General features: G+C 40.6%; 20 protein-coding genes and 2 pseudogenes. 9 read left to right on the top strand and 13 right to left on the bottom strand.

What is annotated here, in order from left to right:
- Nucleotides 1–181: 181 nt before the first annotated feature.
- The 10 genes from ACO05V_RS11615 to ACO05V_RS11570 form a co-directional block, all read right to left on the bottom strand.
- Nucleotides 182–1,216, bottom strand: coding sequence for a LacI family DNA-binding transcriptional regulator (locus ACO05V_RS11615; protein WP_421851322.1), 1,035 nt, complete (start codon nt 1,214–1,216; stop codon nt 182–184).
- Between the two features lie 81 nt (nt 1,217–1,297).
- Nucleotides 1,298–2,947, bottom strand: a complete 1,650-nt coding sequence (locus ACO05V_RS11610; RefSeq protein WP_421851318.1) for a GMC oxidoreductase — start codon at nt 2,945–2,947, stop codon at nt 1,298–1,300.
- Nucleotides 2,948–2,971: 24 nt separating this feature from the next.
- Nucleotides 2,972–4,054: an ABC transporter ATP-binding protein gene (locus ACO05V_RS11605; RefSeq protein ID WP_421851315.1), complete on the bottom strand. Its 1,083-nt coding sequence runs from the start codon at nt 4,052–4,054 to the stop codon at nt 2,972–2,974.
- Between the two features lie 4 nt (nt 4,055–4,058).
- Nucleotides 4,059–4,922, bottom strand: coding sequence for a carbohydrate ABC transporter permease (locus ACO05V_RS11600; protein WP_421851311.1), 864 nt, complete (start codon nt 4,920–4,922; stop codon nt 4,059–4,061).
- On the bottom strand, nt 4,915–5,814 hold the full coding sequence (locus ACO05V_RS11595; RefSeq protein ID WP_421851308.1) for a carbohydrate ABC transporter permease: 900 nt from the start codon (nt 5,812–5,814) through the stop codon (nt 4,915–4,917). Before ACO05V_RS11595 ends, ACO05V_RS11600 begins: the two co-directional genes overlap by 8 nt.
- Nucleotides 5,815–5,859: 45 nt before the next feature.
- Nucleotides 5,860–7,095, bottom strand: coding sequence for an ABC transporter substrate-binding protein (locus ACO05V_RS11590; protein WP_421851304.1), 1,236 nt, complete (start codon nt 7,093–7,095; stop codon nt 5,860–5,862).
- Between the two features lie 24 nt (nt 7,096–7,119).
- Entirely contained in the window at nt 7,120–8,076 is a 957-nt protein-coding gene (locus ACO05V_RS11585; protein WP_421851300.1) for a sugar phosphate isomerase/epimerase family protein, read from the bottom strand.
- Nucleotides 8,077–8,688: 612 nt separating this feature from the next.
- The gene (locus ACO05V_RS11580) at nt 8,689–9,477 is read right to left on the bottom strand and encodes a DUF4824 family protein (protein ID WP_421851297.1); all 789 of its coding nucleotides are present in this window, start codon (nt 9,475–9,477) and stop codon (nt 8,689–8,691) included.
- A 19-nt stretch (nt 9,478–9,496) separates the two neighbouring features.
- Nucleotides 9,497–10,015, bottom strand: coding sequence for a hypothetical protein (locus ACO05V_RS11575; protein ID WP_421851294.1), 519 nt, complete (start codon nt 10,013–10,015; stop codon nt 9,497–9,499).
- Between the two features lie 135 nt (nt 10,016–10,150).
- Nucleotides 10,151–11,104, bottom strand: a complete 954-nt coding sequence (locus tag ACO05V_RS11570; RefSeq protein ID WP_421851291.1) for a LysR substrate-binding domain-containing protein — start codon at nt 11,102–11,104, stop codon at nt 10,151–10,153.
- A gap of 130 nt (nt 11,105–11,234) precedes the next feature.
- On the opposite strand from ACO05V_RS11570, the gene ACO05V_RS11565 reads away from it, so the two are divergent.
- Nucleotides 11,235–11,477: a DUF1127 domain-containing protein gene (locus tag ACO05V_RS11565; protein WP_421851288.1), complete on the top strand. Its 243-nt coding sequence runs from the start codon at nt 11,235–11,237 to the stop codon at nt 11,475–11,477.
- 92 nt (nt 11,478–11,569) lie between these two features.
- On the opposite strand, the gene ACO05V_RS11560 is transcribed toward ACO05V_RS11565, so the two are convergent.
- A complete protein-coding gene (locus tag ACO05V_RS11560; RefSeq protein ID WP_421851285.1) occupies nt 11,570–12,412 on the bottom strand; it encodes an SDR family NAD(P)-dependent oxidoreductase in 843 nt (280 codons plus the stop codon).
- A gap of 73 nt (nt 12,413–12,485) precedes the next feature.
- Nucleotides 12,486–12,989, bottom strand: coding sequence for a DinB family protein (locus tag ACO05V_RS11555; RefSeq protein WP_421851282.1), 504 nt, complete (start codon nt 12,987–12,989; stop codon nt 12,486–12,488).
- Nucleotides 12,990–13,302: 313 nt separating this feature from the next.
- Here ACO05V_RS11555 and ACO05V_RS11550 point away from each other — a divergent pair.
- From ACO05V_RS11550 to ACO05V_RS11530, 5 genes and pseudogenes are all read left to right on the top strand, one after another.
- A pseudogene (locus tag ACO05V_RS11550) lies at nt 13,303–13,398 on the top strand (DUF1127 domain-containing protein); the annotation flags it as partial.
- A 33-nt stretch (nt 13,399–13,431) separates the two neighbouring features.
- Nucleotides 13,432–13,758, top strand: coding sequence for a hypothetical protein (locus tag ACO05V_RS11545; protein ID WP_421851279.1), 327 nt, complete (start codon nt 13,432–13,434; stop codon nt 13,756–13,758).
- A gap of 144 nt (nt 13,759–13,902) precedes the next feature.
- Nucleotides 13,903–15,066, top strand: coding sequence for a hypothetical protein (locus ACO05V_RS11540; RefSeq protein ID WP_421851276.1), 1,164 nt, complete (start codon nt 13,903–13,905; stop codon nt 15,064–15,066).
- A 173-nt stretch (nt 15,067–15,239) separates the two neighbouring features.
- On the top strand, nt 15,240–15,689 hold the full coding sequence (locus tag ACO05V_RS11535; protein ID WP_421851273.1) for a hypothetical protein: 450 nt from the start codon (nt 15,240–15,242) through the stop codon (nt 15,687–15,689).
- On the top strand, nt 15,668–16,042 hold the full coding sequence (locus ACO05V_RS11530; RefSeq protein WP_421851270.1) for a hypothetical protein: 375 nt from the start codon (nt 15,668–15,670) through the stop codon (nt 16,040–16,042). Before ACO05V_RS11535 ends, ACO05V_RS11530 begins: the two co-directional genes overlap by 22 nt.
- Here the strand turns inward: ACO05V_RS11530 and ACO05V_RS11525 are convergent.
- Nucleotides 16,035–17,147: an ISAs1 family transposase gene (locus ACO05V_RS11525; RefSeq protein WP_421847783.1), complete on the bottom strand. Its 1,113-nt coding sequence runs from the start codon at nt 17,145–17,147 to the stop codon at nt 16,035–16,037. The two genes, ACO05V_RS11530 and ACO05V_RS11525, sit on opposite strands and share 8 nt — an antisense overlap.
- A 37-nt stretch (nt 17,148–17,184) precedes the next feature.
- On the opposite strand from ACO05V_RS11525, the gene ACO05V_RS11520 reads away from it, so the two are divergent.
- From ACO05V_RS11520 to ACO05V_RS11510, 3 genes and pseudogenes are all read left to right on the top strand, one after another.
- Nucleotides 17,185–18,069 (top strand): AAA family ATPase, encoded by an 885-nt coding sequence (locus ACO05V_RS11520; protein ID WP_421851267.1) that lies wholly within the window; start codon nt 17,185–17,187, stop codon nt 18,067–18,069.
- Nucleotides 18,062–18,817, top strand: a complete 756-nt coding sequence (locus ACO05V_RS11515) for a hypothetical protein (RefSeq protein WP_421851264.1) — start codon at nt 18,062–18,064, stop codon at nt 18,815–18,817. Before ACO05V_RS11520 ends, ACO05V_RS11515 begins: the two co-directional genes overlap by 8 nt.
- 194 nt (nt 18,818–19,011) lie before the next feature.
- Nucleotides 19,012–19,320, top strand: a pseudogene (locus tag ACO05V_RS11510) (transposase); the annotation flags it as partial.
- Nucleotides 19,321–19,428 lie beyond the last annotated feature (108 nt).

Genomic DNA, 19,428 nt, shown 5'->3' with positions numbered 1-19,428 from the left:
AACATCGAAAAATATGCAAAAAATAAGAACTATCACGCTGATTTATAAGATTTTATCGCGATTAAAAAAACGTAATTGAGCAATGATGGAAGTCATGATCAATTGATTATTTGATGAAAAACGGAAGGAAAAACAAAAAGGACTTGTCTATTTAATAAACTAAGTCCTTGCAATGCACCTCTTATTTTGAGCTTTCTCGCTCATGAAATGTATTGTCCAACATAATTCGTGCAGGGACAGACGTCGATTTATCTTCCAACAGATCCAAGAGACTGGCCACCACATTTTCCGCGATCTCAATGTACGGAAAAGCAATGCTAGATAACGCTGGGCGCAACCACTCACAGGCAGGAGAATTATCGAACGAAACAACGGATACATCATCTGGTATGGATTTTCCGGCGCGTTGAAGGGTACTCATAAAGCTCAAAGACATATCATCACCCGATAACAAGACTAAGGGTTTTTCTACATCCAATGTCAAAAACAGCTCGGCCGCTGATTCACCCGTCAAAAAACCTTCATGATAACCAAAGTCGCCACCAAGTTTGACCAACAAATCTGCACTTAAGCCAGCCGCTTCTATGCCTTGCTGAACGCCCGCGTATCGTTCTAACTCCTGATAACTGCCATCTGGGCCACTGACAAAGAAAAACGTTCGGTATCCGCGCTGTGCAAAGTCAAGCGTCACTTGTTTCATAATGTCGCGCTCATCGGTCACCACACTGGGAATGCCTTGCTCACTCAAATCAAATATAGCGGAAACAACAGGAAAGCCAGTTTGCAACAAAGATCGCCCACCTTCTTTAGGAATGATTGGAGAAAGCATAATCGCGCCTCGAATCGCTCCACCAAAAGCCAAATCCAAAATATGTTTATGAGATAGTTCAGCGCTGCCTATGTTCGCAATCATTAAGTTATAGCCCTGCTGAACCAAGCAACGGTTGATATTCTCCAAAAGCTGCAAAATGACCTGAGAAATACCCGCCTGCAAATACTCAGGAAGAACAATTAGAATGGTGGTTGTTTTGCCTTTACGAAAATTTCGCGCTGTCATATTCGGCGTATAACCAAGGCTTCTAGCGGCTTCCTGCACTATAGCAAGGGTTTTTTTATTCACCTTTTCGGGATTAGCCAACGCCCTACTCACTGTAGAGGTGGAAATCCCAGAAAGCTTTGCTACTTCCGCCATGGTGACATCTCGGTTTTTCTGCATAACATTCCAACTTATATTTTTATAATAGAGACCTTTGCGTCCAGTCATAAAGAAAGGCCACGAACAAAGGTCTCGCTATACTTAAAGCTCATCGCGCCTAATTAAATCCGCCGCATGACGACAAGCCCGAACCGTGATCGCCATGCCCGTTAATGTCGTACCAGCGATGCCGCTTCCGGGAAAACAAGACGCATCGGTAACCAAGACATTTGGCACATTCCACACTTGATTATAAGGGTTCAGTACAGAGGTCGTTGGTTCTTCTCCCATGCGAACGCCACCAGTTTCATGAATCGCCGCGCCCATAAGCATAATTTTTTTAAACAATTTGCGAAACAATAAACGCGATATAGAAGACTCATTGGGATAAGCGCCTTTGCCTTTTTCCGTTAAACCCAACGGAGAACCAACAAATTCCAACTCACCGCCCACAGATTCAACACATTCAACGACGGCTTTTTCCTGACGCTGCAGCAATTGCTTATCCGCTTCTCCCATGACACAACGAATATGAGGAATAGGAACACCCCATTGATCTAACTTTTTATCGAGCGAAACCGCGTTATTGGCATCGGGTAACATTCGACCAAAACCAAAGAACGACAAACGAGATGGCAAATTCGATGCCACATCATTTCGACCGACAGTACCTTGAAAATTATAGTCGCCGTACAATTCATCGTGTTTATCAAAGCGTGGGATAAAAATACCGCCAGAGTGCCCATAAAAATCGTCAATTGGCTCAAGTTCATTCAAGCCAGAGCCTTTGCTCTTAGCGAAACTGCCCATGGCAATACAAGGCACTTGATCCATAAAGTATTTGCCAAGGTTGCCATAGTCATTTCCCAAACCATTCGGATGGCGAGTGTGCTTGGAATTCAACAGCAAACGAATACTTTCTACCGGCGAGGCACTAAGCACAATGAGCTTAGCATTCAGCGTAGAAACCGCTTTGCTCACTCGATCAATCACCTCGACACCAACCGCTCGGTCGCCCGCTTCATTCATGATTACCTTGCGAACAATGGCGTTGGTTTTCACCTCAAGTAACCCCGTTGCTTTGGCCGCTTTCAGAGGGTTGGCGACCTCTTCTCGCTGGGGCAACATATAACGCCAAGGCACAACATGGCGAGTGGGCGATACAACTTCGAGGCAAGCTTTAAATTCTTTCTCGGCCTGAGTAAATTCAGACGGCGCGGCGTATTCGCCATCAGGCAACTGGGCAACATTATCTTGCGTGCCTAACAACCCCACCTTTTGCTCTACTTCTGAATAAAAAGGTGCCAACTCAGCGTAAGACAAAGGCCAATCTACACCGATGCCATGCTTTGAATGTATTTTGAAATCATCGTCTGTCCATCGCAGCAGCACTCGACCAAACGTATGCAAACGCCCGCCCAGCTGCTTTCCCCTTATGTATAAATAAGGCGCGTCTTTGGGCGTCGTGTATGGATGCTCGGAATCTTTCACATACAGATGGCTAAATTGATTGGAGAAAAACGCCGCTCGTGACTGAATAGGCTGACCTTTTATCGTCGCAATTGCTCGCTCCATTATGTTGATATCAGGTCGCTTCTTGGGATTACTCGGCGCTTTAAAATCGGCTTCTTTTACCGCTGGCCCGGCCTCTAGTAATAGGACTTTTAAGCCTTTTTGCGTTAACTCATCAACCGCAAAGGTTCCTGTCGCTCCGCCACCGATAACAATCGCATCGTATTCTGAATTCGTCATATCATCTCTCATTTTCATCACAGCCTATAAACGCTCTTCGTCAGCACCAAACAACAAGGCTTTTGCTACATCAATATTCAAAGCAATGTCATCCCCTGGGCGGAATTGCGTATCGCCCATAAAACGGAACGCATAATTCGCACCATTCCAGTCAAACCAAACCACGGTTTCCGCGCCCATCGGCTCAACCAATGTGACAGTGCCTCGAATATCGGCCTCCTTTTCCGCAAGAAACAAATGCTCGGGGCGCATCCCCAAGGTCACATGCTGAGGCTCTGGATAGATCGTTGAAAATTCATACTCTGCAAGAGGAAGAGTTAATGCGCTATTTTTAAAGACCCATTGTTCGCCTGCAAAATGAATATCCCCTTGGATGAAGTTCATTGCAGGTGAGCCAATAAATCCAGCCACAAATAAATTCTTCGGCTTAGAATAAATTTCATGAGGACTGGCTAATTGTTGGATTTTTCCGCCGCGCATAATGGCAATTCGATCTGCCAACGTCATGGCTTCAATCTGATCATGAGTCACATAAATCATCGTATTGCCTAAACTTAGGTGCAGCTTTTTTAACTCAATACGCAACTCATTTCGCAACTTGGCATCCAAATTTGATAACGGTTCGTCAAACAGAAAAACATCCACATCGCGCACTAGCGCTCGGCCAATGGCAACTCGCTGACGCTGACCGCCAGAAAGCTCAGAGGGTTTGCGGTCAAGTAACTCATCCAGTTTGAGAATAGTAGACGTGCGACTGACTCGTTCTTCGATAAGGTTTTTTGCCAAACCAGCAACACGCAAACCAAACGATAAATTCTTCTTCACTGTCATGGTTGGATACAGCGCATACGACTGAAATACCATGCCGATGCCACGATCTTTCGGTTCCGACCATGTCACATCTTTGCCAGAAATCCAGACTCGTCCATCAGCGTTTTCTTGCAATCCCGCGATTGAACTTAGCAAGGTGGATTTACCACAACCAGATGGCCCTAGAAGAACCAAAAATTCGCCTTTTTTAATGTCGATATTCAGATCCTTGATCACGGTATTTTTACCGTAATCTATTTTTAGATCTTTAATAGATACTGCAATATTCTTATTCATAAAATTACCCTTTAACTGCGCCAGCTGTTACGCCTCTGACAAACCACCGCCCAGAGATAAAATAAACCAGCAGAGGAACAAGCGCGGTGAGAATCGTCGCCGCCATATTGACGTTGTAAGCTTTCTCACCCATCGTCGTGTTAACAATATTGTTTAATTGAACCGTCATTGGCAGATTGTCGTGGCCTGCAAACACAAGCCCAAGTAGGAAATCGTTCCAGATACCGGTGAATTGAAGAATCGACGCCACGACCACCATTGGAACCGCCATAGGCAACATGATTTCAAAAAAGATTCGCCAAAACCCAGCACCATCAACGCGTGCGGCTTTACACAACTCAACAGGCACAGACATGAAATAACTGCGAAATAACAGAGTCACCAGTGGCAAACCAAAAATCACGTGAACCAGAACCGCACCAAATAACGTGTCGTATAATTCACCCGCGGCAAACAATCGAACCAATGGATAAAGAAAGATCTGCATAGGAATCAGTCCGCCAGCCATCAAAATGCCAAACAACAGCTTTCCACCTTTCGGATTCCAAAGCGACAAGGCATAACCATTTACAGAGCCAATCACCACGGAAATCAGCACAGCGGGCACGGTGATTTTTATCGAATTAAAAAATCCTTCTTGCACACCATTACACTGAGTTCCCATACAGGCTCCGCTCCACGCGGTTTTCCATGCATCGAACGTTATGTCCATAGGTAAATTAAAGATTCCACCCGAACGAATCTCATCCATGCTTTTTAGCGATGTCACAATCATGGTGTACAAAGGCAAAGTGAAAAAAACCGCTGAGATGAATAAGAATGCATACAACCCCACTCGCCCCGGCGTGATGAATTTTGCATTACGCATGCACTTTCCCCTTACTGCCAGATAACTTAGCTTTTAAATAAAACGCGTATTTAATAGGGACAATGACAGCCAGAACACTGACCAGCAAAACCGTTGCGCCAGCCGCAGCGAGCCCAATATTTTGGCGTTCGAATAAATTATCCATAATAAATTTCGCCGGCACTTCGGTCGCATAACCCGGACCGCCAGAAGTAAGTGCCACCACTAAGTCGTAGGTCTTGATCACCGCCATGCCAAGAATCATCGAAGCGGCAGAAATCGCCGGTGTCAGCTGAGGCAAAATGATCGATAAATACATGCGGTAAACCGGAATACCTTCGATTCGAGCCGCTTTCCATTGGTCTTCATTGATGCCTTTCATACTGGCAAGCAAGATCACCATCACCAACCCAGCGCCTTGCCAAACAGCAGCAAATACAACGGTATAAATCGCCATATTGGGATCGACAATCCAATTGAATTCAAACGTTTCCCAACCCCAAGACCGCACAACAGACTGAACCCCTAACGTCGGGTTGAGTATCCATTGCCACACAACGCCAGTGACGACAAACGACATGGCGTACGGATAAAGAAAAATGGTACGAAAGGTATTTTCAAAGCGAACTTTTCGATCAAGGGAGGCCGCTAATATAAAGCCAAGGCACAAACAGCCACCGATATAAAGCACGCCGAAGACAATGAGATTTTCAATCGAAACAAGCCAACGAGCAGTATGAAATAATTTTTCATACTGATAAAAACCGATGTATTTATCCGATGGCATAAATCGAGAATTAGTAAAAGACAGATTAACCGACCACACCAAGGTGCCCAGATAAATAACTAACACCACTATCCATGTAGGCGTTAACGAAAGAAATGCCGAGACAGACAGTTTATTTCTAAGCATTAATGACTCCAAAAGAAAGGAGCTCAACGAGCTCCTCAAGAAAGATTAATATTTAAGAACCGAAAAAAATGTCTTAACGCCGTCTTTCACACTAATACTGTTATTCACCCAAAAATTATCGGTAAAGTCAGCCACATTGCCTTTCTGCTCTGGCGTAATCAGCAACGCGTAATCTGGCACAATCTTGTTTTCGTTCATCAGACTCAATCCCTGTTTAGAACATTCATCCAATCGAGAAGTATCGACATCAAGACGAACAGGAATGGAGCCTTTCTTGAGGGAGAACTCAATTTGGCTTTCAGGATTCATAATGATGCTTGCAATCTTGGCTTGCCCAGCTGTTAAACTACCAGACTCCATCTTCGGAAAAGCAATAGAATCCGCAATGTACACCATAGATTTTGACTCAGGGACTAACGAACAACCGTAATCAACGCCAAGCTTAGAACCCGCTTGATCAAACTCGCCTTTGGCATAATCGCCCATAAACTGAATACCCGCTTTGCCACCAATCACCATGGCGGTCGCATCATTCCAATTACGACCCGGTGAGCCTTCATCATCGTAATAACTCAATTTACGATAAATACTCAATGCATCCTTTACACCTTTTTCAAGCTTAGCGTTTTGTTTTTTATCACGGTAAATCGCAAGGTAATTTTCCTGCCCAACTTGAGACAATAAAATCATGTTGAACACGATGCCTTCTTGCCAACCTTGCCCACCCCACGCAATCGGAATAATGTTCGCGGCCTTTAGCTTATCCAATGCCGCAAAAAGGTCTTCCCAAGAAGCAAAATCCCCATCAATCCCAGCTTTTGCAAAAGCTGACTTAGAGTAAAACATCCAACTTTCACCATGCGCACCAGTTGGTGCTAAATAGGTTTCGCCATCATAAGTAATGAGATCGTAAATACTGGCAGGCAATACAGACTTCCAATCTTCTTTATGTGCTACAGAACCAAGATCCGCCAAAATACCTTGCGCAACATATTCGTCTGCCGCGGCACCAATGGGAGTGCTCTTTCCTGATGGTGGCTTTCCAGCAATGACTCGATTTAAAAACGCCGCGTCCGCCGCGCCAAATCCAGCAATAGAGGAATCTACCCACTCTCCGCCACTTTTTTCAAATTCACTGCGATAAACATTCAATGCCGCCGCTTCGCCACCCGATGTCCAAGAGGTCATCATTTCAATTTTACTGTCCTCTGCCATCACGGCAGGGACAGAAGAAATCATCGCACTCAAACTCACCAGCTTCACAATTGTCTTTACTTTCATGATGTGCTCCTTTTGTGGTTCTTTTTAATCTAAACGCTTAATAACACCAGCAACCTCTTTTAAAGCATGAACAATGCTTTCTACTGGGTTTTCGCTGGCATCCAACTCTAAAATATTCCAACTATTTTCTTGCTTACTAAGCAGCACAGAAGCCCACGCTTTAAACGCCACCTCGCCTTTACCAAATTCACAAAAATAAGGTCGATGCTTGTGATGAATAGAACTGTCTATGACTTCATCGGTAGGAAAAAGCCCTTTCGCGTCTTTCCAATGAGAGATGGCAATGCGTTCTTTATGCTGAGCAATAACATCGGCAGGTCTTCCACCAGCGAGCAGCAAATGAGCGCTGTCTGGACACATATGCACGTAGTAAGGATCCGTCAGCATCATAAGAAGCTGAATATCTCTGGGCATAGCAAAAACAGTACTGACTTCAGAGTGCAGCGCCAAACGCACACCTTGCTTATACGTCGCTATGCCTAATTCATTAATAAAATCTGCAATTTCTTTGGCTTTATCAAAATCAAATGCTTCAACTGGTGATTGCCCCAATGATCGACGTAACGGGCAACCAACGACCAACACATCAGCATCGCACTCGTTTAAAAACTCTGCATAATGCGTCGCTTCATCCAGTAAGGTTGCACGAATAATTGGATCTGAAATATTAGGATGTCGTTCAAAATGCGAGAAGAAGGCACTCGACAGGATTAGTCCTCTTTTATCAAGCTCTTGCTTAAACAAATCGACACTGCCAAAAGCCTCCGTTGCACCGCGCCAATCAAAAGGAGGAAAGGTCAATTCGATGCCTGTCACGCCCGTTGCCGCGACATCGTCTAGCATCTTTGACCAAAATTGATTTGGCTGATTTTTTGCCTTAACACCAACCTCATCATCTGTTTTTACCCCCCAATAATCGGGGTGCGAAAAAGTCACAAGATCTACACCGAACTTTATATTTCCAATATTAAAATCAACCATGAATGTAACCTTATAAATCAATTCTTTCGTGTGAATACATTTATATTAGTAATGTTTTTATGGGTAATTCAAGGGTTTTATGCAATCGATTGCATAATAATTTTCATGCATCAATATGACGCCAAACCTCACAATTAAGCACCAAAAAGACGCATGGAAAAATCAATCTAAAATCTGAATAAAAGCGCACTGATTTCATAAGTTTTTATGAATAAACTCAGCAAAATACTGTTAAAAAATGAGCTAAGAAATTAGCTTTGGAAGCATTAAAAAATAATCAATAAAAGGCTGATAAAATTTGGCTGCACCAACTTGATGCTGCAATCGAATCTAAATATTTGTAGACAAAGTTGGTTTGGCTTGTTGGTTTGTAAAAAATCGCCCATCCAAAAAACACGTCAGTCTTACATTGATTAGGAATCACAGAGCATGATTAAGGACGCTAAGTCGAAGAAAAATACAGCCATAAAGAGAAAATAAAAACGTACAAAGAAGACTTAGAGAGGAAATAGACGGACTTTATATGGCAATGACATAACACCAAACATTCCCAAAGGCGCTATTGAGAACCTAAGGAAATGAATATGTTTTACAACTCAGACATCAAAAGGGTTACTTATCAATCCTCTTGATGTCTGTTACCCAAGGCTCAAAGTTTGCTCCCCATTTCACATCTACTGTGTAACGTGGCGCCATGCCTTTTTGCCAAGGCGATAAATCGGCTACTTTCGCCATCAGCTCTGGCGAAATTTTAATATTTCGAATAGCCAATCTTTCATTATTCATACGATATTCAAGGTGGTTATCCACTTTATATCGCATAACCCTCAATATTCTCGTTAATCCTTTGGCGATAAAAATATTCTTTCTATCTTTATATTTATTAGCCAGTTCTTTATAGCTTTCAGAAAGATCAAGAACAAATAAATGACTATCTGCATTTAAAAGATGCAAGGCTCTATCTAAATCTTCAGGAGCGCGCTTGCTACTAATTAATCTCAGATGTTCCTCAAGATTTGAAATCGAAACCCTTTTTGAGGATATTGGTTTGTGTATTTCTTTCTGGTGTTCCACTTCATTTTCAAAAACATCACCATCAAACTCAACAGCCCAGAACAACTCGCGCGAAGATTTATCATTCCATTTTAAAAAACCTAAGTCATCTGCTTTACTTGCATTTAGAAAAATAGCATTTCGACTCGTTGCCACACTTGAATCATAATTTTCTCTTCGATTTATATTAATCGCAAGCTCGCCTTTATCGACACTATAAACATAAAGTTCACGCTCGGTCAGAGTAATAGATGACGTTACTTTCTGTTTATTAAAATAAACTTGTGCTAAAAATAACGCATTCGCACCTAGAATAATGCACAGTCCATAAAATATATATTTTTTCATTCCTTTCCCCTGAACGGCTTTACCAGTTATAGATATATTCTATGTTACTTAAAAAAGTAAAAAGGAGCCCGGTAAATACCAACCCAGACACAAGAAAAATACGTGAGTGACACATGAAATATAGGAAGACACTGAATAGAGCCCAAACCAAAAGCGGAAGCGATGAAGGCATCACAGTAAACAAAGTGACAAGCGCAGAAAGGTTCACCACAAAAGAGGCCAAACACACGACACCAGACAGTTTTGAAAGAAACGTAGAGCGACCATAAAAAGTCAAATAAACCGTTGCCGCAAAAGACAATAGAGGCGCACCAATTAGCAACACAAGCTGAACTGGGAGATTGAAAAAACCCCAAAGAGAGTTAAAGAGATAAAAAACCGCCAAAAAAACACCAGCAACAATCAACGTAATCCTTGCCTTCTCCTTTAAAACAAAATCAGGCGTTAAAGTCACATCCTGATCATGAGTCCTTTCTAGCTTATTTAAAATATAATCCTCATCAATGTAGCCTTCCTTATCCTTTTTTGAATTAGCCATAAAAATCCTAACAATCATTGTTGATGAAAAATAAAATCGTCGAAAATATTACCACAAAACCCGCATGTTCGTTCCGTTAACTCCGGCTAAAACATTTAATCACATCGTGGGGTAAACTCGTGATAACAGAAGTCGCTAAAACTCGACTTCTTTCATCTCTGGATTATTCTTCAAATACGCCTGCCAGGAGGAATCAATCACCTTTACCTCGTTTTCAATCCAGTGTCTGAACGTCATTACTTTCTGGTACTTAAAATGCGGCGCAGGCGCAACAAGATAAAAGTCATATTGGGACTTCATATAAATAGGCAGCGGACAAATAAGCTGACCTTTCTCAATCTGCTCATACACCAAACCATAACGCATCATCGCCAAACCTTGTCGAGACAACAATGCCTCCACCAAAGAAGTCGAATCCGCCAGATGCAAATTCGACTTCATCGGCATGTCGTAAAGATCCAAGAACCGCTGCAACACAGGCCACACATGCGCAACATCTGGCCCAGTATCGGTAATAATAGGAATAGTAATTAACTGCTCTTTGATCGGCTGCTGTATATCAATCATCGAAGGATGACACACCAATACTAAATGCTCTTGAAATAATAATTGCGACTTTAGCCCTGCGTATTCACCTCGACCCAAGCGAATACACAAATCCAAATCACTGTCCGCAAACGTCGACAACTCAATACTCGGACTCAAACGAAGGTTAATCTCCGGCTCCTGCGTTTGAAACCCACCCAAACGCGACACCAACCAACGGCTTGAAAACGACGGCACCGAACTAATCACCAAGGTATTGGGGTTCGGATCTTCCGTAATTCCCTTCACGCCTTCTTCTAATAAACCAAACGCCTTTTCAACGTATTCAAATAAATACTGCCCTTCCGATGTCAGAACCACTTGGCGAGTGTGTCGTTCAAACAACTCAACACTCAACGCCTGCTCCAAGGTCTTAATCTGCTGGCTCACCGCCGCCTGCGTCACAAAAAGAGACTCCGCCGCCTTTTTAAAACTCAACGTCTGCGCCGCATAACGAAACGCTTGCAAAGATTTCAACGGCGGCAAAGTTCGACTAGAAGACATGGAAAAATACCTTTTATAAGTAAGATTTTCTTAACTATAAAACACTTTTTCTCGTTTGTCGCACCGCAATTAAAAGCCGATTATTTGACCATAAAGCAAACAAACTATTAACAGAAAAAAGGATAGCGCCATGAAAACTTGCACTCCAGAAGAAATGAACAACATCAAAAGCTGCCAAATAGACATAAGCCAATGCTGCAAAGACACATTAGATAATCTGAAAGAAAAGCCATGGAAAGCGATCTTCAAAAAAATCGCTCATAACTGGCGCACGAGAAACCGACTCAGCCAACTAAATGACGCTCAACTAAAAGACCTCGGTCTAACTGCTGCGGATGTGGATCACGAAGTGAGAAAACCGGTTTGGAAGTAATTTTTTTGAGGCGGGAGCAAGGGCGCTTTATCATGGGAGCCCTTGTTTCAAGGTTGTGTTTTTTTACTTAAATTTTGAATAGAGTACGCCTGTTAGAGCCCAAGAATACTCTCGGTTCGTTGCCAAAGATTCTGACCGAGCTCAATGTCTCGGGCTTGTTTGGAAGATCGCGCATTGGAAATTAAACGGTTAGAAATAAGACTCGCACTGAAATATTGACCGTTGATGCCATTCTGGTTTTCATGGCTGAGCATTGCCACCAGATTGCCCCCACCTTTCTCTTGGTTAAACATAAAGGCACGGCCCATAGAAGTGTTGTATGAGACAGAAAGCACTCCTGCCGCATCTCGCCCAACACGAGTTGCCACCACACCGGGATGGAATGCGGCGGCGGTGATGCCTGTTTGCGGCGATTGACTAGCAATTTCACGTGCGAATAATAGATCGGCCAACTTTGAATCTGCATAGGCTGCTTGCGTTGAATACCGGCGCTTATCAAAATTCAAGTCATCAAGATGTATCCCGCCAAACCAGTGAGCTAGACTGCTGGTGACAACGACATGAGCCTTACTGGTGGATAACCGATCATGCAAGAGATGCTGCAAAAGAAACGGGGCAAGATAGTTAACTTGCAACGTATATTCGTGGCCATCCTCGGTAATGGTTCGCTTGCCCATCATCGTGCCAGCATTGTGAGCCAGCACATCTATTTTAGGAAAGGTATCTAGCAGTTGATTAGCCAGAGCCTTGACGTCATCAAGTCGCGCATAATCCGCAACGAACGCTTCCACGCCAAGTTCCCTAGCCAACGCAAAGGTCTCATTCTGGGAACGCCCAACGGGCACGACTCTAGCTCCTTGTCGAGCAAGCTGACGTGCTGCTATAGCACCGATTCCCGAACTTGCCCCAGTAATTACCACCGTCTTTCCTGTCATATTCTCTGTCATTTCGGCTCTCTTTATTTATTTGAATTGATGAAAAATATCGAGGGAATATAAACATAGCCAGTTATAAGCTAATTCCTACTCTTCTTGAAGGTTCTGCTTGATGCAGATATCGCGTAAACGTATCTTTTGGACGCTCTAAACTATTTACAGCCAGCGTTCTAGATGCCATGCCTCGATGATTACTACCATGCGTTAGTAAATGGATCAGTATTTCTTCGACCGACAATTGCCCAGTATCGCCATCAACAAATGTAAATGAAATAACCCTTTTTAGTTCTTTCTCAGAGGCTGATTCAGCATAATGAACCAGCCAAGAATCATTTTGATTCATGACTTCGCGTAACTCCGATAACGCCGGAGTTTCCTGTGTATTAGCGCCACTGTATTTTTCAGGCTCTCCTAAAATCCGGCTGATAAAGAGACTATCAACGACCGCTGTATGATTTAAGATCCTGATAAAAAAAGTCCCATCACTTTCTAGAAGTTTTGAAAACTGCTTTTCTCCTAGATCAAGCAACTCATTATTTGCCCACTTCTTGTATTGAAACGCCTTAGCAAACTGCATTTTTTCTCCATTTACATTATTTGGGATCTGCAAAAATTGACCATCACTTAACAATTAAAGGTTATACGGTGGCTTAGGCAAGGCTATATATGGGATTTACTCTTTTCATTATCTGGCTTCCCTGTTCGCTTACAATGTGGTTTTGCACGTATTACTGCCATTTACTAGTTACGCAATCTTTAATTTGCTCTATGTGTCTTTTTACTTCGACTTCACCTAATTGACAAGCCTTATCCATCAAACCTTTTCTCCTAAAAAAGCACATGCAAACAACGCCTAGCACAAATCGCCAATAACTGACTGACGAACAAGAAGTAGATTGAGCCGCCTAGACGACGCCCAACTGAAAGACATCGGCCTAACCGCCGCCGACGTGGATCAAGAAGTGAGAAAACCGGTTTGGAAGTAATTTTTTTGAGGCGGGAGCAAGGGCGCTTGATGAGTGCCCTTGTTGCAGGGTTGTGATTTTAACCTAAACACTAACTTCGTCATAACCGGCCAAGGGTTAAGGTCTAGACAGCAATACCAACGGCTTGAAACAAAAGGCAACCCTCGACTCGACACGCTTAAACTGATTGATCAAGGCCTGAACAGTGAAGTTCTATTAATCCCAAGAGAAAAACTCACAGCGGTTTTAACACTGCTTGAAAATAATGATGCTCGTATCACTTCATCGCAAACACAATCAGCTTATGCAACCAAAGAACAACCATTAATCAACTCCCCATGGAAAGGACTCCTAGAAGACGAAGATGACAACGGAAGTTAATGTTCTTAAGCTAACATTACACGATGAGTTAGTCGGTACTGAACTCAAAATATGAGAAAACCCTTACCAAGAAAAAATTAGTGATGAAAAGTTCGCTTTGGCAGTGTAAAATTATTTAATTATAGAAAAATAAAGTTGAAAATCATGAGAAATTTCAAAGAAATACAAGAGATTTTAGGTACACCTCCAGATGTAAAGAAAATATACCTTATTGGCTGTACGGGTGCAGGCAAAACATCTCTAGTTCAACATATCATTGGTTCAAAAAAGCATGGCTTCCCTGTCACTAGTCAAAGGCGAACTACAATTGCACCTACCGAATATGTAATTCAAAAAAACATTCCTTATAAAACGACTATTATTTTAAAAAACAAAAACGATGTTCTTTTTGCAATAGAGGAATTAATACAAGGGGCTATATTAAAAGCCAAACAAGACAATAGTGTTATCGAAGATATAATTTTTGAATTAGAGCAATCACCAGATGACCGATTCAAACTTAACCAAATGGTCAGCAGTGATACTTTTTCAAAAATTGCAAACGATATCATCACTAATGTATTACCTCCTATCCAAGCTAAAGACATTAATGATGAAACACTGTTATCAAACTCATTTATTAAAAGTGAAATCGATAAAATTGTTGCCGAAATTCTTGCTGAAATAGAAGAAAATTTCAAAATAGCTTGCAAAAACACTCATACTCCATTTTCCAACGAAACATTAGTAATCGAAAATATAGATAATAAAGATGAATTTATACTGAAAACTAAAAAGCTTCTAAGCCATGACTTTGGCTCGATATCCATTTTGGCTGAATATATACGAATTGAAGGTGATTTATTAGTAGATTGGCTTGATCCTAGCCTCGAATTTCTATTAATTGATGGAGAAGGGATTGGGCACTCTTTAGGTGAAAAAAGAGATACGTTATCTGCTCGTCATTATAATTATTTTAACTATTGTAACAGCATTGTACTAATAGATGATGCAAATGACCCCTTTGCTGCTGGAGGGCATGGAGCAATTGAAGGTATATTTTTAAATGGTTATCAAGAAAAGTTTAAATTAGTATTTTCCAAAACAGACAAACTTGAGCAAACGGACCAAAATGCATATTTTAGACGTAATTTAAATAATCTTAGAAATGCGTTAAAACAAGATGACATAGATTTTAAAGAAGAAAACAAAGACACATTCAAATTAAATGCACTTGATGATAAAACAATTAACGAGGAGTCTAAAAAATCGATACAACGGTTATTAACTAATATTAATAGTAGTAAAGAAAAAATTCAATCCCTTTAGAATACGATTTTGATTTACTATTTTCTAAATACAATAGCGAGACCTTAGTATCCACGATTACTAATAGAATAGAAGGCGAGCACTGGTCTGTAGTCAAGGCTCTTTCTAAACGTCTCCACAACGCAGATATAGAGTATCGTCACTTAAAACCAATTAGCTGGATCCTAATTTTTTTGATGCACGAGCTTAACTCTTTTCTTAAAAGAGACGAGCTAACATCAGAAGTATTTGATAGTCAAAATAAAATAAAACAAAATATCTCACAAAAATTAATTCACTATATTTATAGAAATTTTATTGTTGAAAAAGAACACTTATGGCAACAAGCCTATGAAAAAAACGGTACAGGCTCCCATAGAGAACGCAAAGATTTTATTTTTAATCAAATAGTAAGAAAGTTTTTACCAAGTAAAAATAGAGAAGACGCATTTATATCATTTAAAAAAGATATAAAAGACCTATTATTAAAATCAGGTGCACTTGAACTTAAGACTGCGATAAAAACCGAAATCACTCATGTATCTATAAAAAAAATATTCGGCTATAAAAATATTGAATGGTCTCTAGGCAATGATGTAAGTGTGTTAATTGGTAAAAATGGTTGTGGAAATCAACGTTATTAAAGCTTATTTACGCTTGTATTAATAATGATGAAGAGATATTAGAGTCTTTTGAATCTCCATATGTTGAGCTAACTATCTTAAAAACTTTCGATAATAATGAAACTCAAATATCGAAAATATCACAAAGCAAATCACCATCAAAAATAAATGCTGTCATGGTAAATACATTCGATATTAAACTAGACAGACATAACAACGATGTTGTTGACCTAGATAGTCAGCTTTTGAAGTTAACAGGTGAACTCGAAGGCTTTCAACGAAGTTTATTGCAATCGATTAATAAAACTGTAGGGGAAAAAATTAAGCTACGCGATGAGGGGATAAGTCAGGGCAAACGCATGAATATTATTTAACCAGTCCCATCACTTTAAACAGATACTTATCATCCCAGCCGCAGGCTTTGCGCTTGTTTTTGATACCCAGTTTCAAACTTGTTTCCTGCTTTAATAAATTTAAAGCGATTTGTCGGGTGGTGGCTAGGTTTTCTGCAGCATAACCCTGTCTAGCTCGGCACTGATCTTCCCCAAAAGAGACATCCAACACCCAATGAAGCTGATTTTCGACCCCCCAATGCTCACGAGTAGCCTTTAGCACTTCTTCCGCCGTCATCGCTTTACTGGAAATAAAATAACGAATATGGCTTCGGCCTTTTTCATTAGAAACTCGATCTGATTGTATCGCGGCGACGGTTTTAGCTTGCCATTCTGCTGCAATAGACAGGGAAGATAAATCCATCGTGACCCAGCATCGACGATGCTCCTTGCGACCATGGGTTTCGTTTTGTTGCTCAAAAAATTGATCACTTAGCGTGTCTTGTATATGGTTTGCCCAGTAATGGTCGAAGTAGGTAACCAACTCTTTATGTAACGTTTTCTGGTTACTTTTTACGGTAACCAAATAATCGGACTCTCTTTCAATGACCTTGGAGACAATGTCTTTCTGGCACCCCATGGCATCCATTGTGACCAAACAACCTTTGATAGTTAGTTGGTCTAGTAGCTTAGGAATAGCTGTGATTTCATTGGATTTTTTATCAACTTTGTATTGACCAAGAGACACGCCTGCCTGCGAGGCCCAAGCGTTCACCATGTGAATTGCTTGGTGCTTGTTCGAGCGCGACGCCCGCACCGTCTTTCCATCAATCGCGACGACACCCGATAATGGGGTATCCATCAACATATCTTGAACCCAGCCACAAAACATTTCTCGATAACAGGCCGGATCCAACAAAGAAAATAAACGGTTAAAGGTATCATGCGATGGAATGCCACCAGGTAATCGAAGATACTGTTTAAACCAGTCCTTTCGAGTATCAGCAAAGAGCTGAATAGACTTCCAATCATCCGCACCACAAAGTATTGCACAGGTCGTCATAAAGACGACTTCCCCTAAATCATGGGTACATTTTGCTTGTTGGCGTGGGTCATTTAGCTGCATCATACGTTCTAATAAGGTCATCGGCTTCGAAAAGGCACGATCATTAATCAAACACGGATTGAATGCAAATGCTGCATCAACTGATCAAAAAGCGTTCATGCGTTTGCCCTGGGGGATAAGTAATCTGGCAACAGCAACTACAGATGATTTTTCTCGTTTACAAGAATTGAGTTTTCAAATAAAAGAAGCAACAGAAAAAATAAATAAGCCATTAATTGAATTCAAATCAATTATTGATGGGTACTTCTCAGGCACACAAAAATCCATAATTATTGATGATGAAGATTTTCCATTACTTATTGAACTAAAAAATGAAAATAATCCTCTCCGCATTAAAGTAACTAACTTATCATCGGGTGAAAAGCAACTTTTGATTATTTTTCTAACAGTAATTTTACAAAAAAATAAATCGTTTATTTTATTAATGGATGAGCCGGAAACGTCCTTGCATGTTGAATGGCAGGCTACATTTATTGATCATATTAAAAAATTAAACGCTAACGCGCAAATCATCATTGCGACGCACAACCCTCTTATTTTATTAAATAGAGATAATGATGAAATTGGCATTATCGAAGCAAACAATGAAGAAGTTCAGAAAAGAGCAAACGGAACTAAATACTTAGATATATCCTCTATTTTGTTAGATCACTTCCAGTTGCCATCTTTGGTCGGAACTCAAATGCAAAATGACATCCAACTTTTTAGTGATTTTAAAATGCGCGAGAGTGAATTAGACACTAAAGAACAAGAGCAACTGGCTAACCTTAGTAAAATCTTAGAAAATAGTTTGGCTGGAGATATTATTTATAATAAAAAATATTTTGCGTTTTTAAAATTTCTTAAAAAGAACAAAAATATTAGTTATGAAGAGTATGAATCTGCTTCAGAGCAGGAAATGGCAAATTTTTTAAGTGAATTTGGAGTTTCATTCGATGATTGATATGCGTTCTTTATATGAACATAGTGATTACCCCCTAGCTCTTCAAAACTTCAATAGCTCTACACCAAAGAAGTGGTCAAAATTTCAAGGGGTTCACCTTGCGGTTACTAAAAACAAATGCCCAATTTGTGAATGTACTTTAATTGACCACCTATTAACTAGACCGAGTAACAAATCTGGAAAGCCTCCAGTACAAATTATACCTACCGTTGATCACTACCGTCCGAAAATGCATTATCCATTTTTGGAGTTTCAGCATATGAATTATATTTTGATGTGCTCAGAATGTAATAATATTTATAAAAAATCAGAATTCCCACTATTTGGAGCTCACGCAGCTAGAGCAACTAATTTTGCTCAATTAGCAACAGAACAACCACTCATTGCTAACCCTATAAGTGATGATATATTCAATTTATTTAAAGTAGTTACTAGGCGATTACCAAACAGTAGAAAAGTATTAGAGTTAACACCTAAACATGACACAGGATATTTTTATGAGAAAGCTTTAGAGACAATCAAACTATTTGGCATAGGCGACTGTGAAATCAATGCACACTCAAACGCTAATATTAAGGCTTTACGAATTAATTTACTTCGTAGTCATTTTTCAATTTTTGAAAATTTTATTAATGCATATCTTCATAATGATGTAAATAAAATGCGAATTGAAACAGAAGAAAAGAACCTAAATTCTTATGGTTTTTTTCAGTTAATTTTAAAAAACCAGGTAGAAAAACTAACTTGATATTTAACAACTTATAAAAACGAGAATTAGGAACGACACTGACTTTTTACTATTATTTGAATAGTACAATAATTAGTCGCCCCTGAAAAACTCTCAACCTATTGAATCTAATGTGTTTTTATAAGTTAGTTAATACCTAAATCTTACGAAAAATACACCTTTAGAACTAAAAAGTCGCAGAATGGTTGAGTTTTATGAAACCTCGTCAGACAAAGATCGTCCCACAAAAAGATTTGTTCCAACCTCAGCTCGTAGACATCATTAACCCCAATCATCCTTTAGTTCGACTGGCTAAGATCATTGATTGGAAGCAATTGGACTCAACGCTTAGTACCCATTTTTCAAGCGTTGGTGCGGCCGCGTTGCCAACGCGTCTTATGGCGGGATTGCTGTATTTGCAGCACTTGCATAATTTGTCTGATGAGATGGTGTTAAAGCAATGGCTTGAATCGCCTTATTACCAATACTTTTGCGGCGAAACCTTTTTCCAGCACGACTTCCCGTGAACTTTGGGTCCAACCACGTAGATACTGTCAATGCTTGAGTAACTTCTTCTGTCACATGTTTTCCTTATATAGATAACAATTAAGGGTTATACGGCAGCGTAGCTG

The organism is Marinomonas sp., assembly GCF_965225885.1.
In the GTDB taxonomy this organism is placed as follows: domain Bacteria; phylum Pseudomonadota; class Gammaproteobacteria; order Pseudomonadales; family Marinomonadaceae; genus Marinomonas.
The sequence above is the reverse complement of the archived record's forward strand: the minus strand, read 5'-3'. Positions and strand labels throughout refer to the sequence as shown.